21 protein-coding genes are annotated in these 25,189 nt (G+C 70.7%); 13 read left to right on the top strand and 8 right to left on the bottom strand.

Going from position 1 to position 25,189, the window contains the following annotated elements; translation table 11 throughout:
• Nucleotides 1-7 precede the first annotated feature (7 nt).
• The 4 genes from MMSR116_RS30040 to rpmG all read left to right on the top strand — a co-directional run bounded on the left by MMSR116_RS30040 (nt 8) and on the right by rpmG (nt 2,630).
• A complete protein-coding gene (locus MMSR116_RS30040; RefSeq protein ID WP_010684601.1) occupies nt 8-472 on the top strand; it encodes a DUF983 domain-containing protein in 465 nt (154 codons plus the stop codon).
• Nucleotides 429-1,172, top strand: coding sequence for an NUDIX hydrolase (locus MMSR116_RS30035; RefSeq protein ID WP_010684600.1), 744 nt, complete (start codon nt 429-431; stop codon nt 1,170-1,172). Before MMSR116_RS30040 ends, MMSR116_RS30035 begins: the two co-directional genes overlap by 44 nt.
• A gap of 83 nt (nt 1,173-1,255) precedes the next feature.
• Complete coding sequence (locus MMSR116_RS30030) at nt 1,256-2,356, top strand: MFS transporter (RefSeq protein ID WP_010684599.1); 1,101 nt, start codon at nt 1,256-1,258, stop codon at nt 2,354-2,356.
• Between the two features lie 106 nt (nt 2,357-2,462).
• Nucleotides 2,463-2,630 carry a 50S ribosomal protein L33 gene (rpmG, locus tag MMSR116_RS30025; protein WP_010684598.1) on the top strand — a complete coding sequence of 56 codons (168 nt, stop codon included), beginning with the start codon at nt 2,463-2,465 and terminating at the stop codon, nt 2,628-2,630.
• 139 nt (nt 2,631-2,769) lie between these two features.
• Here the strand turns inward: rpmG and MMSR116_RS30020 are convergent, their stop codons facing one another.
• From MMSR116_RS30020 to MMSR116_RS29990, 7 genes are all read right to left on the bottom strand, one after another.
• Nucleotides 2,770-3,615, bottom strand: a complete 846-nt coding sequence (locus tag MMSR116_RS30020; RefSeq protein WP_244625563.1) for an alpha/beta hydrolase — start codon at nt 3,613-3,615, stop codon at nt 2,770-2,772.
• A gap of 165 nt (nt 3,616-3,780) precedes the next feature.
• Nucleotides 3,781-5,511 (bottom strand): alpha/beta fold hydrolase, encoded by a 1,731-nt coding sequence (locus MMSR116_RS30015; RefSeq protein WP_244625562.1) that lies wholly within the window; start codon nt 5,509-5,511, stop codon nt 3,781-3,783.
• A 49-nt stretch (nt 5,512-5,560) separates the two neighbouring features.
• Nucleotides 5,561-7,996 carry a glycosyl hydrolase 2 galactose-binding domain-containing protein gene (locus MMSR116_RS30010; protein WP_010684595.1) on the bottom strand — a complete coding sequence of 812 codons (2,436 nt, stop codon included), beginning with the start codon at nt 7,994-7,996 and terminating at the stop codon, nt 5,561-5,563.
• A gap of 9 nt (nt 7,997-8,005) precedes the next feature.
• Nucleotides 8,006-8,977, bottom strand: a complete 972-nt coding sequence (locus MMSR116_RS30005; protein ID WP_039893445.1) for a DUF1839 family protein — start codon at nt 8,975-8,977, stop codon at nt 8,006-8,008.
• A 4-nt stretch (nt 8,978-8,981) separates the two neighbouring features.
• Nucleotides 8,982-9,938, bottom strand: a complete 957-nt coding sequence (locus tag MMSR116_RS30000) for an amino acid--[acyl-carrier-protein] ligase (protein ID WP_010684593.1) — start codon at nt 9,936-9,938, stop codon at nt 8,982-8,984.
• Nucleotides 9,938-11,101: an acyl-CoA dehydrogenase family protein gene (locus MMSR116_RS29995; protein WP_010684592.1), complete on the bottom strand. Its 1,164-nt coding sequence runs from the start codon at nt 11,099-11,101 to the stop codon at nt 9,938-9,940. Before MMSR116_RS29995 ends, MMSR116_RS30000 begins: the two co-directional genes overlap by 1 nt.
• Nucleotides 11,098-11,352, bottom strand: a complete 255-nt coding sequence (locus tag MMSR116_RS29990; protein ID WP_010684591.1) for an acyl carrier protein — start codon at nt 11,350-11,352, stop codon at nt 11,098-11,100. Before MMSR116_RS29990 ends, MMSR116_RS29995 begins: the two co-directional genes overlap by 4 nt.
• A gap of 398 nt (nt 11,353-11,750) precedes the next feature.
• Between MMSR116_RS29990 and MMSR116_RS29985 the strand changes: the two genes are divergently transcribed.
• From MMSR116_RS29985 to MMSR116_RS29945, 9 genes are all read left to right on the top strand, one after another.
• On the top strand, nt 11,751-12,839 hold the full coding sequence (locus tag MMSR116_RS29985) for an acyltransferase family protein (RefSeq protein ID WP_010684590.1): 1,089 nt from the start codon (nt 11,751-11,753) through the stop codon (nt 12,837-12,839).
• A gap of 363 nt (nt 12,840-13,202) precedes the next feature.
• On the top strand, nt 13,203-14,372 hold the full coding sequence (locus MMSR116_RS29980) for a glycosyltransferase (protein ID WP_010684589.1): 1,170 nt from the start codon (nt 13,203-13,205) through the stop codon (nt 14,370-14,372).
• Between the two features lie 11 nt (nt 14,373-14,383).
• The gene (locus MMSR116_RS29975) at nt 14,384-16,576 is read left to right on the top strand and encodes a GumC family protein (protein WP_010684588.1); all 2,193 of its coding nucleotides are present in this window, start codon (nt 14,384-14,386) and stop codon (nt 16,574-16,576) included.
• Nucleotides 16,576-17,802 (top strand): glycosyltransferase, encoded by a 1,227-nt coding sequence (locus tag MMSR116_RS29970; RefSeq protein ID WP_010684587.1) that lies wholly within the window; start codon nt 16,576-16,578, stop codon nt 17,800-17,802. Before MMSR116_RS29975 ends, MMSR116_RS29970 begins: the two co-directional genes overlap by 1 nt.
• Before the next feature lie 44 nt (nt 17,803-17,846).
• Nucleotides 17,847-18,983 carry a glycosyltransferase family 4 protein gene (locus MMSR116_RS29965; protein ID WP_039893443.1) on the top strand — a complete coding sequence of 379 codons (1,137 nt, stop codon included), beginning with the start codon at nt 17,847-17,849 and terminating at the stop codon, nt 18,981-18,983.
• Nucleotides 18,964-20,217 carry a glycosyltransferase family 4 protein gene (locus MMSR116_RS29960; RefSeq protein ID WP_010684585.1) on the top strand — a complete coding sequence of 418 codons (1,254 nt, stop codon included), beginning with the start codon at nt 18,964-18,966 and terminating at the stop codon, nt 20,215-20,217. The genes MMSR116_RS29965 and MMSR116_RS29960 overlap by 20 nt, the downstream gene beginning before the upstream one ends.
• A gap of 110 nt (nt 20,218-20,327) precedes the next feature.
• Nucleotides 20,328-21,551: a glycosyltransferase gene (locus tag MMSR116_RS29955; protein ID WP_039893626.1), complete on the top strand. Its 1,224-nt coding sequence runs from the start codon at nt 20,328-20,330 to the stop codon at nt 21,549-21,551.
• A complete protein-coding gene (locus MMSR116_RS29950) occupies nt 21,548-23,068 on the top strand; it encodes a lipopolysaccharide biosynthesis protein (protein WP_010684583.1) in 1,521 nt (506 codons plus the stop codon). Before MMSR116_RS29955 ends, MMSR116_RS29950 begins: the two co-directional genes overlap by 4 nt.
• 113 nt (nt 23,069-23,181) lie before the next feature.
• Nucleotides 23,182-24,426 carry an O-antigen ligase family protein gene (locus MMSR116_RS29945; protein ID WP_010684582.1) on the top strand — a complete coding sequence of 415 codons (1,245 nt, stop codon included), beginning with the start codon at nt 23,182-23,184 and terminating at the stop codon, nt 24,424-24,426.
• A 187-nt stretch (nt 24,427-24,613) separates the two neighbouring features.
• On the opposite strand, the gene MMSR116_RS29940 is transcribed toward MMSR116_RS29945, so the two are convergent.
• A complete protein-coding gene (locus MMSR116_RS29940; protein ID WP_244625717.1) occupies nt 24,614-25,009 on the bottom strand; it encodes a response regulator in 396 nt (131 codons plus the stop codon).
• Between the last annotated feature and the right edge of the window lie 180 nt (nt 25,010-25,189).

Here is a 25,189-nt window from a genome sequence, read left to right as displayed (position 1 = left end):
CCTGGACATGGCCGCCGACGCGATTCCCCAGCGCACCCGCCTGATCCCCGCCATGGCCCGCGGCTTCATCGGTCGCTGCCCGCATTGCGGCCAGGGCCGGATCTTCGGCCGGTTCCTCAAGGTGCGGCCGGAATGCGATGTCTGCGGCCTGGAGCTGCATCACCATCGGGCCGATGACCTGCCACCCTACGTGGTGATCTTCATCGTGGCCCACATCGTCGGCTACCTGATCCTGGAGACGGAGAGCGCCTACGAGGTGCCGCTCTGGGTGGAGATGGGCGTCTGGCCGGTCTTCACGCTCCTGTTCGCGCTCGTCCTGCTTCAGCCGGTCAAGGGCGCCGTCGTCGGGTTGCAATACGCCCTTGGCATGCACGGCTTCGCCACGTTACCGCGGAGCCGCCCCGCCCCGGGGACGAAGGAGACCCGCCTTGCCGGAGCCGCAGCAGGAGCCGCAGATCACCACAACTCCTGAGCGCAGGGCCGCAGCGGCGCGCCTGCGCCCCCGGGACGCCGCCACCATGATCGTGATCGACCGGCGCGGGCGGGGCGGCCCGAAGGTCTTGATGGGCCGGCGCAATCCGAACCTCGCTTTCATGCCGGGCAAGTTCGTCTTCCCGGGCGGCCGGATCGAGCTCGGTGACCGCCACATGCCGGTGGCCGGCGCCCTGCCCGATTACGCTGAGGCGGCGCTGACCCGGCTGGTGTCCCGGCCCCCGCACCATCTCGGGCGCGCCCTCGCCCTGGCGGCCATCCGCGAAACCTACGAGGAGACCGGCCTGCTGCTCGGCACGACCGAGCACGGCGCTCCCGAGGACGCGCCCGCGGGCTGGGAGGGCTTCACCCGGCACGGCGTGCTGCCGGACCTGGAAGCGCTTCACCTCGTCGCCCGGGCGATCACGCCGCCGAAGCGCGTGCGCCGGTTCGACACGCGCTTCTTCGCGGTCGACCACCGCATGGTGGCGGCCGAGGAACCGGGCCGGGTGCAGGCCGACGCCGAGTTCACCGAACTCGCCTGGGTCCGGCTCGACGCGGCGCGCAAGCTCGACCTGCCGTACATAACGCGCGCCATCTTGGACGACCTTGAGGCGCAGATCGCCGCCGATTTCGCGCCGCACCGGATGATCCCCTTCCACTACGAACGCTACGGCCGCCGCGAGCGGGTGGCCTTGTGAGCCGTCCAGAGGAGCGGAGGCGGGACGCGCGGCGGGGAATCAGGTCGGAGGATGTCGCGGCGATCTCGGCCGCCATCACATGCGTGACCGTCGTCGGCATCGGGTTGAGCCTGTCGATCCCGCTCCTGTCGATCGAGCTGGAGCGGCGCGGCGCGTCGAGCACCCTGATCGGGCTCAACACCGCGGTGGCCGGCCTCGCCAGTATCGGCACCGTCCCGTTCGTGCCGCGGCTCGCCGCGCGAATCGGCGTCGCCCCGCTGCTCGGGCTCGCGCTCGCGGTCGGGGCGGTCAGCCTCGCGCTGTTCCCGCTCCTGCCGGGGATCGCCCTGTGGTTCCCCCTGCGCTTCGTGTTCTCGACGACGCTCGGCGCGCTGTTCGTCCTCTCCGAGTACTGGATCAACGCCGCAGCACCACCGGAGCGACGCGGCCTCGTGATGGGCATCTACGCCACCGTCCTGGCCGCGGGCTTCGCGGTCGGCCCGCTGCTGCTGGCGCTCGTCGGAACCGAAGGGCCCGCGCCCTACGCCACGGGGGCTGTGCTGATGCTGGCCGGGGGGCTGCCGATCGTGGTCGCCCGCGGGCTGTCGCCGACGATCGAAACCGGCTCCGGCCGCGGCCTCCTCGGCTATCTACGGCTCGCCCCCGGGGCGCTGGCGGCCGCCCTCGCCTACGGGGCGGTGGAGACCGGAATCTTCGCGATCCTGCCCCTGTATGGCCTGCGCCTCGGCTACGACGCCCAGGGGGCGGCCGGGCTCGTCAGCTTGGTCGCCCTCGGCAACGTGCTGTTCCAGATCCCGTTCGGCTGGCTCGCCGACCGGCTCGACCGCGGCGCGGTGCTGCTCGGCGCCGGCCTCGCGGGCGCGGCCGGCTCGGCTCTGATTCCGCTCGCGGCCGGCAGCCCGGCGGCATTCGGCCTGCTTCTCCTCGTCTGGGGCGGGATCGCCGGCACGCTCTACACCGTCGGACTGGCGATGCTCGGCGACCGCACGCCGCCGAACGACCTCGCCGGTGCCAACGCGGCCTTCGTGGTACTCTACAATGTCGGCCTCATGCTGGGACCGCCCCTGATCGGGGGCGGGCTCGACCTCGTGCCGCCGCACGGCTTCGCCCTGGCGTTGCTGGCGCTCTTTCTGGCCTTCGCCGGATGGCTCGCCGCGACCGGGCGCGGGCGCGCCCGCTCTTGACCTGCCGGGCCCGATCGGGCATTCACCCGCCCGTATTCGGCCGGGCCCTCCCGGCCATTTGCGTTTCGCTCACGCGGAATGCCGCACCCTGCAGGAGCGCCGCGCCATGGCCAAGGCCGTCACCGTCAAGATCAAGCTCGTCTCCACCGCCGACACGGGCTACTTCTACGTCACCAAGAAGAACTCCCGGACGCAGACCGAGAAGCTGTCGATGCGCAAGTACGACCCGGTGGCGCGCAAGCACGTCGAGTTCAAAGAATCTAAGATCAAGTAATCAGCAGGACGTTACAGCTTGACGACTTGCGAAGCCGCCCCGACCGGGCGGCTTTTCTTATGCGAGATTCAGCATCGCCACGATGTCCGAGATCGCGGTCCGGCCTGAGCTGCTGCCGCAGCGAGGGCTTGGCCCGCGCTCACAGCGCGGCGTGCACGCCCTCGACGAAATGCTTGATGTCGGCGATGACCGGCGCTCGGCGCGCGAAGGGGAGGCCGATCGAAAGCAGTGTTCCACCGTGCCCGAGCCCCGGATAGATGTGCATCTCCGGGTCGTTTCCGGCCGCCTTCAACCGGTCCGCGAGTGCGATCGTGCCGGATGGCCTGACGTCCTGATCGTTCGCGCCGGTGAGCAGCAGCATGGCCGGGTGCGGCCCCGCGGCATGATTGATCGGCTGCAGGGTTGGATCGCTACCGGCGAAGACTTCCTCGTCCACGGTCTCGGTCAGGGATGACACCGTGTAGGGTCCCGAAAGCCCGATGACGCCCGCCAAGGCTGCCGGGCTTGAGCCCGCGTGCTCGAGCCACGTCCCATCGAGCCCCAGCATGGCGGCAGCCCAGGCGCCGGAGGAATGTCCGGCCACCACGACGCGCTTCGGATCGCCCCCGAAGGTCTCGGCGTGGGCGATTGTCCAGGCAACGGCGGCGGCGTTGTCGGTCAGAATGTCGGACAGGCTCCCGTTCGGGAAATGGCGGTATTCCGGGATCACCGTGACGATGCCCTGCCGCGCCAGGGCCGCGCCGAGGAAGGCGACCGCCTTCTTGGAACCGGAGCGCCACCCACCGCCGTAGAGGAAAACCACGACGGGATGGGGACCGGCCGTGTTCGGCTGATAGACGTCCGCCAGTTGCTGACCTCCGGCGGCGTAGGAGACGTCCTTATGGACGCGAACCTCGGCAGGCGCGAGGAGGTTCAGGAGCATCAGCGCCACGCCGAGGACCTTGCTGGATATATAGCTCAGCATGAGCCGCGCATCCCCGGTCAAAAGTGGGCGGCGAGGACGATACCAGATGGTAAACCGTCACGATAGGCACTTCGGCACTCGATTCACGTAATTTGAATACAGTCTATCGTGACGTGCCGCGGCACTGTCACCGAGATCTCTGCCGCGGCGGTCCGGTGCGACGGCTGACCCGGCGGCCGACGCTGCTCACATCCAGCTCGGAGCGGCGAGGCCGGTGCTCGGGACAGCGGGAAGCGCCTCCTCCGAGCGCGCCGCCGGGACCCTCTGCACGTCGCGCAGGAGTTCACGCAGCGCCCGTCCGAGTTCGAGCTGCGCCTGGACCGAGCTGAGGTTGTGATCGACGCCGGGTATGACCATGACCGGGGCGCCGAGACGCCGGTCGGCCCGGCCGGGGAAGCGCCCCAGGTGGCGGCGGGCGGCGATGAGGCCGGGATCTCCCGCACTGTAGAGCAGACGAATCTGGGCGCCCCGGCGCCGGAGACCGGCGATCCGCCGGGCCACGGAGCCGCCGGGGACACCCGGACGCCACGCCCGGCGTGCACGCCGTAGGGCCGCAGCCGCACCCCGTCGGGCCAGGGCTCCGGCGATCGCCCTGACGTGGATCTTCCCGGAGAGCAGGCGGCGCCACGTCGAACCCTGCGCGAGAAGCCCCGCATAGGTGTGGACGCTCCCGAAAGTCTGCCGGATCACGGTGTCGAGATCCTGATCCGGGTCCCAGTCGAAGCAGTAGAGATTGATCAGGAGCGCCCCGTCGATGCGCGGGTCGCGGCAGAGAGCCTGGAACGCCGCGTAGGCACCGCTGCAACCGCCGACCAATACGATCGGGCCGCCCGTGCCGGCCACGTGGTCGATCGCCGCCACGACATCGGCGAAGCCGTCCGGCGCGAAGAGGGGTCTGCTGTCGTCCGGCCGCCCCGCGCTGTCGCCGATGCCGCGGAGATCGAAGCGAGCCGAGGCGACACCTTCGGCCGCAAGGCGCCGGGCGAGATCCGTCGTCTGGCGTCCCCACCCGGAACGCACGGTCATGCCCGTCGAGACGAAGAGCACCGTCGCGGCTGCGGGATCCGCCACGCGCGGCTCGCACTGGATCCCGAAGAGGCCTGGAACGGATCGGATCGGCCTTTCCGTCCATCCCGATCCCTCCAAGTGGGCCGGCTGCAGGACCGCCGGCAGCGGCGCAGAGACCGCCATCGCCTCGGCGGCGAAGGCCGTGACGCGGCTGAAATCCGCCTCCGGCACGCTCGCGAAGATCGGATCGCCGACGAGTTGGGCGAGGCCTGGAAACGGCCCGGCGGTGACGGCACAGCCGAGGGCTTCGAGACGGGCGGCGAGGGCCTTGGCCTCCGGAGCGAGGAGCAGGATGCTACGGGCCGGCGACCGCTCGATCCGCGCGAGGTCGAGGTGCGCGAGGTCGGCGAGGAACGACGCCCCCATGCGGAACCCGCCGATGTCGAGGCTGTCCGGCTCCTGCGGCGGAACCGAGCCGTCCGGCAAGCGTCCGATCGTCTGGGCGCGCAGCCGCATCTCGCGCAGATATGCCCGTCCGCTGGCGACCGGCGCCAGCAGGACGAGGCGGTCCACCGCCTCCGCCTCTGCCGCCAGGGCCGCGAAGGCCCCGCCAAGACGCAGGCCGACGAGGGTGATCTCGGCGACCCCGGCCATCTCGCGCAGGAAGCGGATGGCCTGATGGATCGCCGCAACGCAGCCGGCGACCCGCAACTCTGCGGGATCACCGGAGTCGCCCTCACCGGGATAGTCGAAGCGCAGGGTCGGGCAGCCGGCAGCCGCGAGGTCTCCCGCCAGCGCGCGCCAGGGCCGGTGGGCCGCCATCTGCTCGAAGCCGTGGGCGCCGCAGAGGACCACGCCGCGCCGGCCCGCCGCCGGATGGAACCAGCCGAAGAGGCCGTCGAAGGTCACGGGAAACGGCTCGTCCGCCCTGGCGGAACGCGCGCCCCCGGATCCAGCCTCAATCGTCATGGCCGAATTCCGCGACCGCGTTGCCGTTGATCGCGCGAACCTGGCCGCGCGGGAGCCGGGCGCAGCCCGGGAAGGCGATGGTCCGCACCGACCCCGGCGCGAGATGGAAATAGTTATCGTCCGGAAGCGCCCCTGAGGTCTGGATCTGCACGCCGAGGGCGAGACGATCCGCGGCGATGCGCAGCCCGGGGCCCGCATCCGTCGCCACGGGTTCGGCGCGCAGGCCGATGTCCTCTCGCGCGACCGAACGACCGCCCGGGAAGTGGAAGCTCTCGGCGAGGATGGTCCCGTCCGCGCCGATCAGCCGGGCCTGCGCCAGATCGTGGACGCGCGGTCCGAACCGGTAGCTGTCGGTGGCGTCGAAGAAGCGGCCAAGCAGCTCGGCGGAGGAGAGCGTCAGGGTGGAGCGTGCCCCCACCGCGACGACCCGCTCGGCCTGGGCCGCGACCCGACCGCCGGCATCGGACAGGCTCAGCGCCAGCGTCATCTCCCGCGCCGTGTCGGTCTCGTTCAGGACATGGAGATGCAGGCCGTCGAGCCCCTCGTCACTGATCACGACCTGCACCGGCCGGAAGGCCCGCTTCAGCGCGTACCACCCGGATTTCGGCCGCTGCGTCCAGTCGATCACGCCCCAGCCCGCTCCCGGCCCGAGGTCGCGCAGCATCAGGACGAGGCCACCCGCCGTCGGCGATTGCGGCCGGCGCCACTCCGCGAAGGTCGCCTCCATCACCTCGGCCACGGCGGCGCGCCCGAGTTCGAGGTAGCGCTCCGGATCGTGCGCGCGCAGCGCGGCGGGATCGACGCCGTAGAGCACGCCGACATAGTGGTCGCGCACGGTCTCGAAATCCCAGTCGGCCCCCCGGTCGCGGGGGATTCCTGCGGCCCAGCGTGGATCATCCGGTCCCGCCGGCCCCGGGGTTCCGGGCTCGGGCGGATTGGCGAAGGCGAGGCACTCGCTGGCGAAGCCGACCTGCGCCCGACGGGCATCCTCGAGGGGGCGCCGATAGGCGCCGACGCCGAAATAATGCGTGCAGCCCTCGCGCGGCAGGAACGGCAAGGCACCCCCGGACGGCGAGTTGGGAACCACCACGAGGTCGGGGCGCAGCGTCGCCGCGAGCGCGCCGAGGCCCGTCGCGCAGAAGGCGTCGGCCCAGACGGACCGCGGCGCGCCGAGCATGGCCGCCTGCTGCCAGACCTCGCTGCCACCGCAGAGCACGCAGAGGGACGGCGCCGTCTGCGTCCGGTCGAGGAAGGCCGTAACCTCCCCGGCCAGCCGGCCGGCGAAGTCCGGATCACCGTGCGGATAGTCGAAATTCGCCAGCATCAGATCCTGCCAGACCAGGATGCCGAGTTCGTCGCACAGGTCGTAGAAGTCCGTGGCCGGGTAGAGCGTCGTGCCCGGCACGCGCAGCATGTTCATGCCGGCTTCGCGCGCGAGGGTGAGCAGGGTGCGGTCTCCCTCGGCACCGAGCCCGACGAGGTCCGGCGGCATCCAGTTGGCCCCGCGGCAGAAGACCGGCACCCCGTTGACCGCGAGCGACAGGCCCTCCTCGAACGGCCGGGTCAGCGACAGGCTCCGGAATCCCACCCGACCGAGATCGAGCAGCGCGCCGTCGACGCGCGCCGCGGCGGGGTGGAGATGCGGCGTCCCGTGGGTGTGCGGCCACCAGGGCGCGATGCCGGGCAGCACCAGTTCGCCCGCGAACAGGCCGGGCTCGATCGCGGTCAGCGGCGCTTCGCGCCCGGCGCAGACGAGCACGGCCGAGGTGGTCCCGCTGTCGAGGTGAAGGCGCGCGAAGAGGCGGCCAGTCTCCCCGTCGAAGGTCGCGCGCAGGTCGGCCGCCGCGGGTTCGGATTTCACGGCCTCCACGGTCACCGGACCGAAGGGACCGACGTGATCGATCTCCGGGCACCATCCCGGCATGAAGCCGAGGAGGCTGGTGCGCTGGTGGCGCAATGAGCCGGGCGTGATCATCCATGGCCGCCAGCGCCCGCGCCGGGCCGGACGGTCGAGGTCCGCGCGCAGCGATCGGAAGCAGATCGCGAGGTCGGCTTCCCCGCCGAGGTCGGCCTCGATGGCCTGCGGCTCGAACATCGAGCGGGACGTCAGGACCGGCACGCCGTCGAGCCAGATCTCCGCGAGCGTCGCGAGTCCCTCGAAGCGCAGGCGAACCCTCCCGGAGCCGACGAGGCGTGCGCGATACCAGACGTCGCGGTCGTGGATCGGCTCGGGCGCCGTCTCGCTCCAGCGCCCGGCGGCGCGCAGCGCCGCCGCGGCGGTCCCCGGAACGGTGGCGGGGATCCAGTCGGTCACCCCGTCGAGGTCTCCGGGGTTCGCGCAGGCGCCGGGCGGCGTCAGGGCGAGGCGCCACGGCCCGGGCGTGCCGCCGGGCACCCAGCCCTCGACGCTGCGGATGCGGGCCATGGATCGCTCTTAGGAGGCGAGAGCCCGGTCGAGGGACGCGAAGACGCGGTCGTAGGTCGCCGCGATCGGATCGAGGCGCGACGCCAGCCCCGCGGCGCTCTTCCGGTGGAAGGCGCGGGCGAGCTGGAACTGGAAGGCCTTCGCCTCGCGGCTCAGGTCGGCCGCCGCCTCGGTCGCGGGCGCGAATGCTCCGATGCCCTGGCCCTCGAGCCACGCCAGATGACTGGAGAGCATCTCGAAATTGGCGCCGAGCTGGCGGGTGGTGTTGAAGGCGTAGGCGTGGAACACACTGAGCGGCTGACACACCAGCCCGTCGGCCGTCGCGGCGAGCGCGTCGCGGAAGGCCAGGACAGGATTGTGCCGCGGCGCCCGGGCGCGATGCCGCACGAGCAGGTCGCGGGCGGCCCCGGGAAGCTCGGCCGGGTCCATGGGCGGCGCGACGGCCTTCACGAACTCGGCGTAGGGCGGCAGCGTCGCCGGGCCGAAAATCCCGGCGTAATCCGCGCCGGAGAGCCGGAAGCGGCCGGCATTGTGGAGGTAGTCGAGTTCGCCCGCCGCCGGATCGATGGCCAGGATGCCGATCGTCGTCTTGCCGTGGTCCCGGCCGTAGGTCGTTCCGCTCGTGTCGGGCAGATAGATCGCGTCGACCTCGACCAGCACGGGCCGGCCGGCCTTCGCCTGGATCACGGCATGCGCCTCGATCCCCGCGTAGACCGCGAGTTCAAGCACCTCCAGCCCGTAGAGGCGCTCGATGTCGCCCGGGGGCGGCTTGAAGAAGGTGAACTGGTCGCCCTCGAAGTCCTGGCGCAGGGTGAAGCCCAGCATGGCCTCCGGCACGAGGCCACGGCCGTGCAGCAGCTCGATCCAGAGATCCACGTAGCAGTTCGTCTCCGGCCAGTCCCGGCCGGCATCGTGGAGCGCGTGCGGGAGGTAGGGGTCCGCGAGCCCGGACCCCGACGGCAGGCGAAGGGCGGCCGTCACCGCCTCAGCCCCACAGCGTGGCGCGCACGGCCTCGGGCCATTCGGCGAGGTCGAGGCCGTGATGGCGCAGGAGCGCCAGGGTGATCCGCTCCAGTCCGAAGCCGACGCAGGCAGTGTGGGCGACGCCACCATCAGCCTGACGCAGCCCCCAGGTGGTGCCGAAATGGTCCTGGTGGTAGTTGAAGCTGAGGCAGGCGGTCGGCTTGTCGACGCTGTTGACCGGCACGTTCAGCTCGAACTTGAGGCCCTGCTCCCGCTGGTTGTTGGCCATCATCCGGCCGGCCCGTCCGAAGAACGGGTCGTTGGCCACGTCGATGGCGAGCGGGAGGTCGAGGTCGCGGATCATGGCGGTGCCGCGCTCGAGCCAGGATTCACGGAACGCCAGAACCTGCTCGGGGCTGCCCATGCGCACGTACTCGCGCATCCGGAAGAGCTGCATCCGGGTCGGCTCCAGCGAGGGCTCGCGCCGGAAGCAGTAGGATTGCAGGTCGAACAGGCGCCCTTCGGCGGGGAGCGGTCCCCGGGCGGCGGCGGCCGGGTAGAGCGGGTAGCAGGCCGCAGGCGTCAGGACGATGTCGGTCGCCTCCTGCTGGCCCGTCCAGTCGCGCCCGGCCTCGACACAGGCGAGGATCTCGGCATGGCCCGCGGAATCGCCGCAGAAGCTGTGCACCGTGCCTGCGAGGTTCGGGAAGCCCTTGAGGTAGCCGCTCCGCTCGAAGGCCGGCCGGCTCATGCCGGGCGGGAAACGCATGACCTCGGCGCCGTCCGCCGCGCCGAGGCGCGTGATCAGCCGGTCGAGGGCATCGACGACGCTCTCGAAGGCGCCGCTCCGGCCGTAGAGACCGTCGACCCCGGTGCGGATCAGCAGACCGTGGTCGAACAGGCGGTCGAGGAAGGTCGGCTCCGCGACCGGTGCCCCTTCGGCACGATCCTCGCCGTGAGAGGAGGACAGCGATTCCATCACACGCTCATGAGCTGGCCGCTGCCCTTCTGCACGAGCAGGAGCTTGGCGGTGTTGGCGAGGATACGGTCGTTGCCGATCATCAGCGGCGCCGACAGGACGTCGCGCAGTGGTCGGCCCAGGCTGAAGGGCGTGTCGTTGCGGTAGCCCGCGAGCCCGACGATCGCGAGCGCGCGCCGCACGATATCCACGGCCATGTCGGAGACCGTGACCTTCAGGTTGTTCAGCATCACCGAGAAGCCGATCGACCCGATCGTGTCGGCGTCCCCGTGCGCGTCCTCGAAGCGGCGCAGGGCCGACACGATGGTGCCGCGCATGGCCTGATGCGCGTTGGAGACCTCGGCCAGCCGCGTCGCCGTGGGCGGCACCTGACCGGGCCGGCGCCGCGCCTCGGCCTGCACGAAGGCGCGGGCGCGGTCGACCGCGTAGGTCGTGATGCCGTACCACACGCTGCTCCAGAGCAGATGGGACGAAGCCAGCATCGACTGCGCGGCGATCTCCGCGAAGGGCTTCGGCAGGATCTGCTCGAGAGGCACGTCACGGGCCTCGAGGCGGAACCCTTCGCTGCAGGTACCCCGCATGCCCAGCGTATCCCAGTCGCCGGTGCGCACGAGGGAGATCTGATCGGCGAGCAGCGCCACGAGCACCTGATCGGAGGTCGGAGCATCCGGGTTGCGGCGGGCCGTGGCCAGGATCAGGTCGGCGTGCGACCCGTAGGAGATCACCGACGCGTCCTTGCCCAGGGAGAACACATCGCCGGTCGCCTCGACCGCGCAGAGGCTGTTGCGCAGGTCGCCGCCGATGCCGGCCTCGGTGGTCGAGGACGCCACGAGCAGCTGCTCGCGGGCGATCCGCTCCATCAGCCGGCAGTGCCACGCGCTGTCGAGGCCGTGCGTGACAAGGCTCGACACCTTGATGTGGTGCATCGCGAACACCATCGCGGCCGCGCTGCAGGCATGGCCGAGGGTGCTGCACAGCTCGGCAATCTGCGTGAGCCCTGCGCCCTCGCCGCCGAACTGGCTCGGAATCTGGAGGCCGAGCAGGCGCTCGGCCTTCATGGCGGCGACGGCTTCCTCAGGGAAGCGGCCATCGCGGTCGACGGCGTCGGCGTGGCGCGCTGCCACAGCCGCCGCCCGCTCAGCGCGCGCGGTCAGAGTGCTCATGCGGCGTCCTGATGGATCAGCGTGGAGACGGCCTCGCGGATCGAGCGGATCGACGCGAAGGACTTGCGGTTCAGGAGGCTGTCGGGAAACTCGACGCTGAAGCGCTCTTCGAGCGCGAGCATCAGTTGCACCGAACCGAACGAGTCCAGACCAAGGTCGAACAGGCTGTCGTCCTCGGAGAGTTGATCGGCCTTGCCGGCGAATGCCTCGTTCGAGCCGAGGATCTCACGGATGATGTGTGTGATATTCAAGGCAGAACCCCTTCGAAGTTGTCGCAACCCTATAGAGCCGACCGACCGCGAGTCAAATACTACATTGAACAATAGTAAGCGAATTTAATCCGGGCCGTCTTGGATTCGCAATCGGAAACGTCGCCACTGTGACTGCCAAGGGTTAGGCATCCGCCCTCCCGAAGCAACGAGCATTCTCGCTAACGGCTCCGATCGCTTAATTTCAAGCGCACAGAACGCATAAATCACATAAACGTGATCTCAATCCGTGTCCAGTACTTAAACTTGGAACGACCCCTAAGAGACAGCATGTGTATTTAGGAAGAATCTGGAGATTTCGTGACTCCGCGGGTCGGGATCCGGCAGGGTACCCCGGCCACGTCTGACCTGGGCGGGCGGCCATCCCCGGACGGCACGTCATGATCTACAATCTGCAGGTTCTGCGCGCCCTCGCGTCATACGGCGTGTTCCTGACCCATTTCGGCCCCTATGCGGCGCCGATCCTGCCGAGGCCGGACCTCTTCGCCTTCGGCGCGACCGGCGTCGATGTCTTCTTCGTCCTGTCCGGCTTCATCATGTTCGTGAGCACGAGCGGGCGTGGGGAGACGGCCGGACGCTTCCTGCTGCGGCGGGCGGCGCGGGTCGTTCCGGTCTACTGGCTTGTCACAGTGGGGCTGGCTCTGATCGCCATGACCGGCTTGAAGCCCATCGGGATCATGGAATTCCGAGCGGAGTATCTGCTGCAGTCTCTGCTGTTCGTGCCGTTCTCGCGCGGCGGCTACATCGAGCCATTGGTCTCGGTCGGCTGGACGCTCAATTATGAGATGTTCTTCTACGCAGCCTTCGCCGGCCTGCTGCTGGTGCCGATGCTTGCTCAGAGAGCGCTGGCCGCAGGTGCGCTTTTCGCCGGGCTGATGCTCCTCGGCCTCCTGCCCGGCCCGGGGTTCTACTGGGCGTTCTACACGAAGCCGATCGTGGTCGAATTCGCCGCCGGGATCGGGCTCGGATACGTCTATCTGCGCCTCGGCGCGCCGAACCCGGACTTCCCGGTTCGGCGCGTGGCCGTGGCAGCCTTCGCGGCGGCCGGCCTGCTCATTCTGGGCGGACAGGTCGTCGCCGATGCCTGTGGCTACGGACCTGAAATGACCGGTTTCATGCGGCCGCTGGTCTGGGGCACCGCAGCAACCCTCATCGTCGGCGCGATGCTCCTTCTGGAGCGCGGCGGGGTCTTGGTGCGCTCGCGCTGGCTGCTCGCGCAGGGAAATGCCAGCTACTCCTTCTACCTCGTCCACAACCTCCTCTTGCACACCGCCGCGAAGGTCGTGTCGCCCATCCTGGCTCCAGGCCTTCCGCGGGTCACGCTGATCTTCCTGCTCGCGTTTGTGGCCTCGGCCGCGATCGGAGACATGCTGTACCGGCACGTCGAAGTCCCGCTGAGCGCGGCCCTGCGGCGCCGGTTCGATCGGCAGCCGGCCTCCCGCCCTGTGGCGGAGGCCGCAACCTCGTAACCGGACCTCAACTGCCAGATCGAGGCGGACGCGGCGGGCCACCCATGATGGACGCTCGCGCCGCCTGCGCGCGGCGGGATCCAGATGCCTCGCCCGAGGCCGCTTGACGTCCGACGACCACGGATATCGAGACGTCGGGCAGCCGACCCGAAATCGATATCGAACTTAATATTAAATTGCAATTAATCTTACTATCGCTCTTTCCTCACTGAACGGATGCTATTTAATCCTTGCATTCGCGGCGTTGACTTCTTTTTTATCCGCGAAAACTCTACTCCCCGTAGGCAGCACCGCATTTCCAGGGCGAGATCCGCTTGGCGGACACCCGCCCCCGACGTTCGGCGCACCGACGAGGAAGCTGCGATGCGTGTCGCGATCGTACACGACTGGTTGTATGTGGTCGGAGGTGCCGAGCGGGTCCTCGAGCAGTTGCTCAGGATCTATCCCGGCGCGGACGTCTACGCGCTGTTCGACTTCCTGCCGGAGGAGGATCGGGCCCGCCTCGGCTACGAGCAGGCGCATACCAGCTTCATCCAGCGCATGCCCTTCGCGCGCACGCGGCACCGGAACTACCTGCCTTTGATGCCCCTCGCGATCGAGCAATTCGACCTGTCGGCCTACGACCTCGTCATCTCGAGCAGCTACGCGGTGGCGAAGGGCGTCCTGACCGGACCCGACCAGCTGCACGTATCCTACATCCACTCGCCCATGCGCTACGCCTGGGACATGCAGCATACCTATCTGCGGGAGAGCGGTTGCGAGGCCGGGGTCAAGAGCCTGCTCGCCCGCCTCGTGCTGCATCGGATGCGGGTGTGGGACTTCCGAACCGCGGCCGGGCCGAACGCCATCGTGGCCAATTCGGCCTTCGTGGCCCGGCGGATCAAGAAGGTCTACGGCCGTTCCGCGGAGGTGATCCACCCGCCGATCACGCTGTCCGACCAGCGCTTCGAGGGGCCGCGCGGGAACCACTTCCTCGTCGCGAGCCGGCTCGTCCCCTACAAGAACGTCGAGGCGGTGGTGCGCGCCTTCGCGCAACTCCCGGACCTCCACCTCACCGTGGCGGGCACCGGTCCGGACGCCGCGCATCTCCGGGCGATCGCCGGACCCAACGTCTCCTTCGCCGGCTTCGTCTCCGACGCGGGGCTGCGCCACCTCATGGCCACCGCCCGCGCCTTCATCTTCGCCGCCGAGGAGGATTTCGGCATCATCGTGCTGGAGGCCTCCTCCGAGGGCACGCCCGTGCTGGCGCTCGGCCGCGGGGGCGCCCGGGAAACCGTCCAGGTGCGCGGCCCGCAGCGCACCGGCATGTTCTTCGAGACCCCCGAACCCGATGCGGTCGCGGCCTGCGTGCGGCGGTTCATCCAGCAGGAGGACCATTTCACCCGGGAGGCCTGCAGGTCCCAGGCGGAGATGTTCTCGGCCGATCTGTTCCGGGTCCGCTTCTCGCGCTTCGTGGACGAGCAGATGGCTCAGCATCGGGCGGCCTGCGAGACCCGGCCGCGCATCCTTCCGCGACTCGAAGCTGTGGGCTGAGGACGATGTCCATGTCGCTCATGACGGTCGACCTGGCGAACCGGTCTCCGGTCCGCGCCGCCCCGCCGGCGACGGAGCGCCGCGAGGGTCTCGCCGCGCCCCTCGCCCGGATCTGGCGCCGCCGCACCCTGTTCGCGGTGGTGTTCACCGCGGTCCTCGGCCTCGCCATCACAGCCCTGATGATGATCCAGCCGCAATACGTGGCGAGCGGCTCTGTCATCGTGGCGGAGGCCGAACCGGGCGCCCACAACGCCTCGATGGCCTGGATCCAGAAGATCGGCGACCCCGCCGACATCGAGAGCCAGATCCTGGTGATCCGCTCCCCGCGGCTACTGCGGCTCGCGATCGAGGACGGCCTCGCCGCCCCCGTGCTGGCCGAGTGCCGCTACGCCGCCACCGGCGGACGTCCCGCGACGATCTCGGAGAAGAAGGACGCGGCCTGCCTGAAGCTGACGACCGACCGCAACGCCCTCGTCGAGTACCTGCAGAAGCGTTACGCCGTCACCAGTTCCGGGCGGTCCCGCATCATCACCATCGGCTACAAGTCGCCGCTGCCCGAGACGGCGCAGACGATGGCCAGCGCCCTCATCAACGCCTTCCTCGAGGATCAGCGCGAGGCCCAGGCCTCCAGCCGCAAGTCCGCGGCCGACTGGCTGCACACCGAGGTCAGTCAGCTCGACGCGTCGATCCGCAGCGACGAGACCCGGATCCAGGATTTCCGGCGCCGCAAGGGGCTGCTGAAGGGGTCGAGCGCGCCGATCAGCGCCGAGCGCCTCACCAACATCAGCCATCAGCTCGCCAATGCCGAGGCCGCGAAGGCGGACGCCGCCGCGCGCCTCGGCGAGATCGAGAACCGAAGCCGCGACGGCTCCGAAAGCGCCCCCGCGGTGCTGGCCAGCCCGACCATCGTGGCGCTCAAGCAGCAGCTCAGCGGCGTCAGCGCCCAGCTCGCCAACCAGAGCACAAACCTCGGGACGAACCATCCGGCGATCCGGGCGCTGATCACCGAGCGGGCGAGCCTGCGCGCGCGCATCGATCAGGAGATCGGCACCATCGCGCAGGGATTGCGCAAGACCTACGAGGCGTCGAGCGCCCTGGCCACGTCGCTCCGCGCGCAGCTCGAGACGGCCAAGACCGAGGCGGCCGCCGCCATGGACGACGAGGCCTCGATCGAGGGCATGGTCCGCAACGCCGAGATCAAGCGCACACGCTACGCCGATCTCGTCAAGCGCACGGGCGAGCTGGAGACCGAGCGGCGCATCCTCACCGGCAGCACCCGGCTGGTCAGCCTCGCCGAACTGCCGCAGGAGCCGTTCTCGCCCAAGACCCTGCCGTTCCTGGCAGGCGGCATCGTGCTCGCGGGCGTGCTGGCCTCCGCGGCGGCGCTCCTGCGCGACGTCACCGACCGGCGGGTGCGGACCTCCGCGCAGTTGATGGCGGGGACCGGCGCCCCGGTCTTCGCCCAGCTGCCGTGGCTGGAGGCCCCCGGCTTGGTCGGGCGCCTCTCCGACCGCCATCGGGAACTCGACCTGCCCGACGCCCTGGCGCGGGCGCGGATCGACCCGACGATGCAGAACGTCCTGCGCAACCTCCACGCCCATCTGGTGCTGGTGGGCCGGAGCGCCTCGCAGGTCGTCCTGGTGACCTCGTCGAAACCCCGCGAGGGCAAGTCGTTCACCGCCTTCGCGATGGCGGGGATCGGTGCGGCGAGCGGGCGCCGGGTGCTCCTGGTCGAGTGCGACTTGCGCCGGCCGAACTTCGAGGGATCGCTCGGCCTCGGACGAAGCCCCGGGCTCGGCGGCGTTCTCCGCAACGAGATCGACCCCGCCGACGCCGTAGTCTCGACCGGCCGCTTCGACGTGATCCCGGCCGGGACCCCCACGCCGGACTCGACCGAGTTGCTGATGAGCGAACGCATGCGCGACTTCATCGCCTGGAGCCGCCGCTACGACCTCGTTCTCCTCGACACGCCGCCGACCAGCCTCCTGATGGACGCGTCGATGCTCGCCCGCCACGTGGACGGCGTGCTCTGCTGCGCGCGCTACGGCCGCTCGCAGCTCTCCGACACCGTCGAGACCGTGGCGAACCTGCGCCGGGCGGGGGGCACAGTCCTCGGCATCGCCATGACGATGGTCAGGCCGGGCCTGCAGCCGACCTACGACGTGACGCCGCTTCCCGAGCCGCGCCACGCGGAGGCGGTGTGATGAGCGGCGCCCTGCCCGCCGAGGCGCTTCCTGCCGGCCGGCCCCTCGACGGAAGCCGCGGGGTCCAGATCGCGGAGCGCAGCCGCCCCCGGGTGCTGTTCGTCAGCCATACCGGGACGATGTCGGGGGCGGAACTCGTCCTGCGCGACGTCGTGCGCCCCTGGCCCGGCTCGGCAGCCTTCCTGTTCGAGGACGGCGCCCTCGCCAGCGACCTGAGGAGCCGGGGTCTCGAGATCCGCCTGGCGCGTCGCGGCACCGGCCTGTCGGGCCTGCGCCGCGATGCCTCGCCCCTGCGCGCCCTTCCGGTGCTCGGGCGGCTCGCGGGGCTCGCGCTGGAGCTGGCCGGCGCCGCGCGCGACTGCGACGTCGTCTACGCCAATTCGCAGAAGGCCTTCCTGCTCTCGGCGCTGCCCGCCCGGTTGGCCGGTCGCCCGATCATCTGGCACCTGCACGACATCCTCGACGGCGCCCATTTCGGCCGGGCCCAGCGGATCGTGCAGGCGCGCCTCGCCAACCTCTGCGCGGCCCGGGTCGTCGTGCCGTCGCAGGCTGCGGCGGACGCCTTCGTGCGGGCCGGCGGGCGATCGCACCTGGCGACGATCGTGCCGAACGGCCTCGACCTCGACCGCGATCCCCGCCCCCCGGCGGTTCTGCGGGCCGAACTCGGCCTGCCGGTGGGGCCCCTCATCGGCGTGTTCAGCCGCCTCGCGCCCTGGAAGGGGCAGGACGTGGTGATCGAGGCGCTGGCCACGCTTCCCGGTGTCCGATGCATCGTGGTCGGCGCGCCCCTGTTCGGCGAGGACGCCTACGCCGCGCAGCTGCGCGATCTGGCGGCGGCGCGCGGCGTCGCGGACCGGGTGCTGTTCCTCGGCCAGCGCGGGGACGTGCCCACGCTGATGCAGGCGGTGGACGCGGTCGTGCACCCGTCGGTGGATCCCGAGCCGTTCGGCCGGACCCTCGTCGAGGCGATGCTGGCCGGCGTGCCGGTGGTCGCCACGGACGCGGGCGCCTCGTCCGAGATCCTCGACGGCGGCGCCGCCGGCACCCTCGTGCCGCCGCGGCGGCCCGACCGCCTCGCCGCTGCACTCGCGGAGCTGCTGGCGGCGCCGGACGCCTTCGCGCCGCGCACCCGCCTCGCCCGGGAGCGGGCGCTGTCCCGCTACGGGGCGGCCGGGATGCAGACCGCCCTCGCCGACCTCATCCGCCAGGTCGCCGCCCGCGCCTGAGCGGCCGGCGATCCTCCCAAACGATCGGAGCCGATGGAACCGACATGCCGCGCGTCCTCGTGAACATGCCGAGCCAGTTCGCCGGGCGGCCGTCCGGGGTCGCGCTCGTCGCCTTCCGGGTGATCGCCGGGTTGCTCGAGCGGGGCACCTTCTCGGTCGTGCTCCGCTCGCCTTGGACGCGCGCGCAGCTGCCCCCGGCGATCCGCGACCGGATCGAGGTGGTCACGGTCGCGCGCCCGCGCATCATGCTGCTCGACGTCCTGCGGCAGGCCTTCGCAGTCCCGAAGCTGTGCCGGACCCGGAACATCGACGTGGTTCTCAATGCCGACCCCTACGGTGCGGCCTTCGGGGGACGCGCGCGGGTCAGCGTCGTCCACGATCTCTACTTCCGGACGATGCCCGACCGCACGGGGTCGCGCGAGGCGCTGACCACGGACCCGATCTTCCGGCTGGTCCTCGGCAACAGCGCCCGGGTCGTCGCGGTCTCGGCGACGACCCGGGCCGACCTCGGGCGCCACTATCCGTTCCTGCGGGACCGGACGCAGACGATCCCCTCCGCCGCGATGCTCGATCCCGCGGCGACGGATCCGACGTTCGAAGCCCCGGCCGGGCCCTTCGTGCTGGCGGTGGGCAACGCCCTCTACAACAAGAACTTCGCGACCCTGGCCCGGGCCGTCGTCGCCCTCGGCCAGCCCGAACTCAGGATCGTCCACGTGGGCGAGGATCCGGACGAGGCGATCGCCGGCGCCCTCGGCGACGCCCCGGTGCGGCTGACGCGCCTGGCGCGGGTCGGCGAGGGCCGGCTCGCCGCCCTCTACCGGAGCGCCCTGTGCCTGTGCGTGCCGTCCTTCGCCGAGGGCTTCTGCCTGCCCGTCCTCGAGGCGCAGGCGCTGGGCTGCCCGGTGATCTGCTCGAACCGGTCCGCCACCCCCGAGATCGCCGGCGCGGGCGCGCTGACCTTCGACCCCGCCGACGCCGCGGCTCTGACGGCCTGCCTGCGCCGCCTCATCGACGAGCCCGGGCTGCGGGACGCGCTGATCGCCCGCGGTCACGACAACGCCCGCCGGTACGACTGGGCCGAGACGGCTCGCCGTTACGAGGCGCTGCTCCTCGACGCGCTCCGCGACGCCGCGCGCGCGGATCCCGCCCGGGAGGTGCCGCATGCGCATCCTGCACCTTAGCTCCCTCTACGCGCCCGAGCAGGTCGGCGGCGCGGAGCTGATGGTCGAGACGCTGGCGCGCAGCCAGGTCGGGCTGGGCCACGCCGTCGCGGTCGCGGTCGCCTGCGCCTCCCGGCAGGTGCAGGCGCCGGCGATGCAGGACGGCGTCACCGTCTACCGCACCGGCCACGGGACGCCGTTCCACATCCTCGATTGGCCGCAGCGCGGGCGCCTCGACCGCCTTCGCTACAAGCTCGCCACCCAGTGGAACCGGCCGACGCTCGCCCGGATGGCGGCCGCGGTCCGGGACTTCGCGCCGGACGTCGTCAACACGCACTCGATCTCGGAGCTGCCCCCGGCCATCTGGCCGATGCTCCGGCGGCTCGGCGTCCCGGTGGTGCATACGCTGCACGACTTCACGAGCCTCTGCACCAACGGCGCGATGGCACGGCACGGCCAAGCCTGCGCCGGCCAGCACCTGAAATGCCGGGTCTATTCGGAGCCGCACCGGCGCTGCCAGCGGGCGGTCACGGCGGTCGCCGCCGTGGGTTCGGACATCCTGGACCGGCACGTCGCGGCCGGCTTCTTCGAGACGGTGCCGGCGGCCCTGCGTCAGGTGATCTGGAACCCGATCCCGCTGGCTGACCCGCCGACCCGCGAGCCGCGATCACCGGGCGCGCCCGTGCGGTTCGGCTATCTCGGCCGCATCGAGCCGTCGAAGGGTTTCGACGTGCTGCTCGACGCCTGCCGGCGCCTGCCGCACCGGGGCTGGCACCTCGCGGTCGCCGGCCGGGCCGCGGACGGGCTCGACCGCTACCAAACCCGAGCCGAGGGGCTGCCGGTCACCTTCCTGGGCTACGCGGAGCGCGACGCCTTCCTGGACGGCATCGACTGCCTCGTCGTCCCGCCGGTCTGGCCCGAGGCTTTCGGCCGGACGGTGGCGGAAGCCTATGGCCGCGGCGTGCCGGTGATCGGGACCGCCATCGGCGGCATCGGCGAGCAGATCGGCTACGGCCCGTGGCTCGTGCCGCCCGGCGACCCCGCTGCCCTGGCCACGGCGATGGCGCGGGTCATCGACGAGCCCGGCCGGCTCGCCGACGGGCTCGCCCGCGCCGCGGCGGTCCGCGCCGGGACCGATCCGGCCGCCGTCGCGTCCGCCTACCTCGATCTCTACGCTGCGGCCCGCAGCGCTTTGCTTTCCGAACCCTCCCCGGCGCGCGCGAAGCGCCCGCACCTCAGCGAGTGCCGTCCATGACCGCCGCCGCCCTGCCCCAGGCCTACGCCCGCCTCATGCCCGGCACGCCGGCCGCCTCGGGTCGCGACGCGCGGCTCGACAGCAGTGCCCTGCGCGCCGCCACGACGCCGCTGCGGATCCTGCACCTCAGCGCGCTCTACCCGCCCTACATCGTGGGCGGCGCGGAGCGCTCGGTGGAGCACCTCGCCGAGGAACTGGTCGCGGCGGGCCACACGGTCGCGGCGGCCTGCATCGCTCGGGAGCCCGAGCCCAAGAGCGTGCGCGGTGGCGTCACCGTCTACCGCATGGCGCACCACAACGATTTCTGGCTGGAGGACTGGCCCAAGGCGAGCCGCGTCGGCCGTGCCTGGGCGAAGCTCAAGCAGCAGTGGAATTTCGCCATCGCGGCCGAGTTCGGCCGGGTCCTCGACGACTTCCGGCCCGACATCGTCAACACGCACTCGCTTCTCGACGTCTCGACCCTGGTCTGGCGCGAGGCGGCCAAGCGCGGCATCCCGATCGTCCACACGGTCTGCGAGTACGACCTGATCTGCGGCAACGCCGCCATGTTCAAGAACGGCAAGCCGTGCGAGCGCTGGCACCTCGGCTGCAAGGTGGTCAACGCGGCCAAGCAGGTCACCAACCGCGCCGTGGACGCCGTCGTGAGCGTCGGCACCGAGATCCTCAAGACCCACGTCGCCCACGGCCTGTTCACCCATCTCGCGCCGGAGCGCCGCCGGGTGATCTTCTACTCCTGCACCGTCCCGGAGGGCGACCCGGAGGCGCGGCGGCGGATCGACCGGACGGGCAAGCCGATGACCTTCGGCTATCTCGGCCGGATCAACACCGAGAAGGGCGTCGGCACGCTGATCGACGCGTTCCGCCGGATCGGGCCCGGCGACTGGCGCTGCCTCGTGGCCGGGCAGGCGATGGACGACTCGATCGAACGCTTCAAGGCGCGGGCCGACGGCCTGCCGGTGGAGTTCGTCGGCTGGGCCAAGCCCGCCGACTTCCTCAGCGCCATCGACGTGCTCGTCGTGCCGTCGTTCTGGGCCGAGCCCTCGCCGCGCACGATCTACGAAGCCTACACGATGGGCGTCCCGGTGATCGGCGCCGCCTCGGGCGGGATTCCCGAACTCATCGGCGAGGACAACGCCGACTGGCTGTTCACGCCGGGCGACGATGCCGACCTCGCCGCGCGGCTGCAGGCCGTGATCGCGCGGGGGCGCGGCGATCTGCCGGATGAGCGCAGCTTCCAGCACGTCATCCGCGAATCGACCTCGGAGCGCGTCGCCGAGAAGTACCTCGACCTCTACGCCGAACTCGTCGCCGAGCGTCGGGCGGCCCGGCCGTGAGCGCCGGCACGCCGGTTCTGACCGAGGCCGCGGCGGCCGCGGACGCCTCCGAGATCGTGCCGGGCCTCTCCGGCAGGGAGGTGACCGGCCGATCCTTCGACGCGGCGCGGTGGGTCGCGCTCGCCTCCGTGGGCAACGTCGTCCTGAGCTTCGGGGTCTTCCTCGTGCTCGCGCGACTGATCGGCCCGGCGGAGTTCGGGATGGTGGCGATCGCCGCCGTCTTCATCGACATCCTGCAGATCGTGGCCCGCTGCGGCCTGCCGGACGCGGTGGTGCAGCGCGCCGATTGCGACGAAGACTTCGCCGCCACCGCGTTCTGGGTGATGCTCGCGGCGGGCGCGCTCTGCGCGGCGGCGCTGGTGGCCCTCTCGGCCCCGATCGCCTGGATCTTCGACCTGCCGGAGCTGCGCCCGGTCCTGTGCGCGCTCTCGGCCTGTTTCGTGATCACCGCCGCCGGCGCCATCCACGAGGCGCGCCTGCAGCGCAGCTTCGGCTTCCGGAAGCTCGCCCTGCGGGCGCTCGGCTCCAACATCCTGGGGGGCGCGGCCGCCCTGGCGCTGGCGTTTGCCGGCTACGGCGTCTGGAGCCTCGTTGTGCAGCGCCTCGTCGCCGCCACGGCGACCACGCTGCTGACCTGGACGGCGTCCCGCTGGATCCCGGCCCGCCGGGTGGACCTCGCCGCCGCGCGCGCGCAGATCGCCTTCGGCTCGCGGATCTTCTGCACCTACCTGCTGCTCGTCGCGTCGATCCGCAGCCAGGAGGTGATCGCCGCCTACTTCCTGTCGGCCGCCGATGTCGGGTACCTGCGCCTCGCGTGGCGGTGCATCGACCTCGTGAGCCAAGTGGCGGTCATCCCCCTCACCACGGTCGGCCTGACCACCTATGCCCGCCTGCAGGACCAACCGGCGGAGCTCGCAGCGGCCTTCCGGGGCTTCACCGTGGCCTCGGCCTTCGTGGCGGTCCCGGCCTTCTTCGGCATGGCGGCCGTCGCCCCGACGCTGATCCCGTTCCTGTTCGGCGACCAGTGGCACGATGCGGCGCCGGTCCTGCGGACGCTGGCGCTCCTGGCGCCGGAATTCGTCGCCACCTCGATGCTGTGGATGATCTTCACCGCGCTCGGGCAGACCGGCACCGCACTGCGGCTGGCGGGCGCCCAGTTCGGCCTCGGCGCGGTGGCAGCCGTCGTGACGGCGCCCCTGGGACTCGCGGCTCTGGCCGCCGGGCACGTGGTGCGGGCCTACCTGTTCACGCCCCTGATCGTGGGCCGGGCCGGCCGCCTCGTCTCGGTGAGCAACCTGAACCTCGCCCGCGTGCTCCTGCCGGTGACGACCTGCGCGGCGGTGATGGCGGGATTGGTTCTGCTGGTCCAGGACCCGATCCGCGAGGCCTTCGGCGACCGGTTCGGCCTGTTCGCGGCGGTCGGGGTCGGCGTCCTGGCCTATGCCGGGCTCGCCCAGGCCCTCATGCGGAATACGGTGCGGACCGCCCTCGCCTTCTTCCTGCGCCGCAACGGCTGATCTGCACCCTCCGCCAACCTTTGTGGGCGAGAGTGACGGCGACGGACCGGCACCCGCGGCGGGATGCGCGGGCGTTCGAACGGGTCGGGACCATGACGGGACGGACAGCGTCGATGAGGGAGCACGCGCCGGCATCGTCCGTCGTGGTCGACGGCGCAGCCGTTTTCCTCCTCGGCGCGGCCCTGCAGTTCAACGTTCTCACCTCGTCCTTCGGGTTGCCGTTCCAGCGCCTGTCCGATCTCCTGCCCTTCCTGCTGATCCCCTGGTTCGGCCTACGCCGCGCCGTCGTCGCGGAAGCCCTGCACAACATCGCGCCGATCATGGGGATCGTCGCCCTGATCGCGATCTCTCTGGTCCTGAAGGCGCACACGCTGGCGGGCGACATCTACCTGACGCTCGTCCTGCTGCTCTACATCGTCCAGGGGTTCATCCTGCTCGTCCTGTTCCGCGACCGGCGCCTCGAGAATGCCTTCTGCATGGGCCTGCTGGCGGGCCTCCTCGGATCCGTCGCCGTCCTGCTGCTCGCCTCGACGGGCGCGTCCCTGGAGCGCTTCGGCCTCGCGGTTCCGACGGACGGGGTCGACGAGGAACTGAGGCTGTTCTTCCAGGACAAGCTGGGCGGGCTCTGGGTCTCCGGAAACGAGACCGGCCACGTCTTCGCGGTCGCCGGGGCTGCGGCACTGCTGCTGAGCCTGCGCTACCGCGTGAAGGCGATCTACCTCGTCTATGTCGCGGCCCTGCTGACGAGCTTCCCCCTGACGAACAACCGGGCGGGCCTGTTCATGCCGCTGCTGTGTCTGGCCGTGCTGATGCGGCGGAACCTGCGGGCGCCCGTCGTGCTGAGCGTGCTCGGGATCCTGAGCGTCCTGGCGATCGCTTGGTCGCTGACCGGGGACATCCCCCTCCCCGGGACCCTGGCGCAGGCGCTCGAGAGGCGCTTCGCCGCGGACACCAACCTCTCCGGCAACGTCGACGAGCGGTTCCTGTCCGGGGTCTCCGCCCTTCAGCTCGTCGCCGCCTACCCGTTCGGCGTCGGCGAGATCGCCCGGCGCGAGGAACTCCAGGCGCTCACCGGCCTCGTGACGCCGCATAACGGGTTCGTCTCCCTGGCGCTGCAGAGCGGACTCGCCACGCTTCTGCTCCTCGTCGCGGGGCTCATACGGATCCTGACGGCGCCCGCGGCTGCCGGTCCGCTGCTGACCTACACAGCCCTGTTCCTGATCCCGTCGCTGATGTTCGAGGAGCTCTCGGTCAATCAGTACGTCCTGTTCTTCATGGCCCTCGTCGTGGCGTCGCTGGCGATCCCGCTCGACCCCGCAGCCCGGCAGTCGGGGCCAGACGATCGGATCCCCGTCTGACCGCATCGCTCGAGACTACGCCGTCATGACGGTTGCAGTCGCCTGCCCCAGGGTTGCGCACCCTCGATCGGCCCAGCGTTGTCCCGATCGCTTCACGCCGCGCGCGGCCGGCAGCGCCGGAGCCGTTACCCGGACAGGCCGGGCCGCCGTGCACCGGGCGCAGGTCAGATCGCGACCCGCGCAGTCTTCAGGCGTGCTGCGCGATGATGCCCCGCACGGCAGCCAGCATACGCGCTCGGGCATAGGGCTTGCGCAGGAAACAGGCCCCGCTCGGCACGTCGCCGGGAACCGGCTCGACCTTGCCGGAGGTCATGATGATGCCGACCTTCGGCCAGCGGCGGTCGATGCAGGCCGCCAAGACGATACCGTCGAGCCGACCGCGCAGATCGATATCGGTGATGACCACACGAATAGTGTCTAAATTTTCCAAGGCACAGACAGCATCCGCCGCGCTGCAGACGTCAACGGCCTCGTATCCGGCGATTTCCAGTCCCTCGACGGCGGCCATCCGCTCAATGACTTCATCTTCCACGACGAGTACCGCTGGCTGTGAACGGCGCGGCATCTTCGAGCGCGAACACATCACCAGAAATTCTCCGCCGCCACCCCTCACGGTTCATGAACTATCAAATCCGCGCCTCGATCAAGCCACGCAGAGTTGCAATTTATCAAGTTTTGTAAGCAGAAGTGGCATTTACAGCGCCGCCGCGCGCATAAAACGCTGCCGCCATTGTGCTTTTGCGGAAAACATGATCTTTATACA

Origin of the sequence: Methylobacterium mesophilicum SR1.6/6, from assembly GCF_000364445.2 — a bacterium.
In the GTDB taxonomy this organism is placed as follows: Bacteria; Pseudomonadota; Alphaproteobacteria; order Rhizobiales; family Beijerinckiaceae; genus Methylobacterium; species Methylobacterium mesophilicum_A.
This window is presented reverse-complemented; position numbering and strand designations above follow the sequence as displayed.

Coding starts and splice junctions, on each gene's coding strand:
- MMSR116_RS30040 (WP_010684601.1), top strand. CDS start 8: ATGGCCGCCGACGCGATTCCCCAGCGCACCCGCCTGATCCCCGCCATG.
- rpmG (WP_010684598.1), top strand. CDS start 2,463: ATGGCCAAGGCCGTCACCGTCAAGATCAAGCTCGTCTCCACCGCCGAC.
- MMSR116_RS30010 (WP_010684595.1), bottom strand. CDS start 7,996: ATGGCCCGCATCCGCAGCGTCGAGGGCTGGGTGCCCGGCGGCACGCCC.
- MMSR116_RS30000 (WP_010684593.1), bottom strand. CDS start 9,938: ATGGAATCGCTGTCCTCCTCTCACGGCGAGGATCGTGCCGAAGGGGCA.
- MMSR116_RS29995 (WP_010684592.1), bottom strand. CDS start 11,101: ATGAGCACTCTGACCGCGCGCGCTGAGCGGGCGGCGGCTGTGGCAGCG.
- MMSR116_RS29985 (WP_010684590.1), top strand. CDS start 11,751: ATGATCTACAATCTGCAGGTTCTGCGCGCCCTCGCGTCATACGGCGTG.
- MMSR116_RS29980 (WP_010684589.1), top strand. CDS start 13,203: ATGCGTGTCGCGATCGTACACGACTGGTTGTATGTGGTCGGAGGTGCC.
- MMSR116_RS29975 (WP_010684588.1), top strand. CDS start 14,384: ATGTCGCTCATGACGGTCGACCTGGCGAACCGGTCTCCGGTCCGCGCC.
- MMSR116_RS29970 (WP_010684587.1), top strand. CDS start 16,576: ATGAGCGGCGCCCTGCCCGCCGAGGCGCTTCCTGCCGGCCGGCCCCTC.
- MMSR116_RS29965 (WP_039893443.1), top strand. CDS start 17,847: ATGCCGCGCGTCCTCGTGAACATGCCGAGCCAGTTCGCCGGGCGGCCG.
- MMSR116_RS29960 (WP_010684585.1), top strand. CDS start 18,964: ATGCGCATCCTGCACCTTAGCTCCCTCTACGCGCCCGAGCAGGTCGGC.
- MMSR116_RS29945 (WP_010684582.1), top strand. CDS start 23,182: ATGAGGGAGCACGCGCCGGCATCGTCCGTCGTGGTCGACGGCGCAGCC.
- MMSR116_RS29940 (WP_244625717.1), bottom strand. CDS start 25,009: ATGTGTTCGCGCTCGAAGATGCCGCGCCGTTCACAGCCAGCGGTACTC.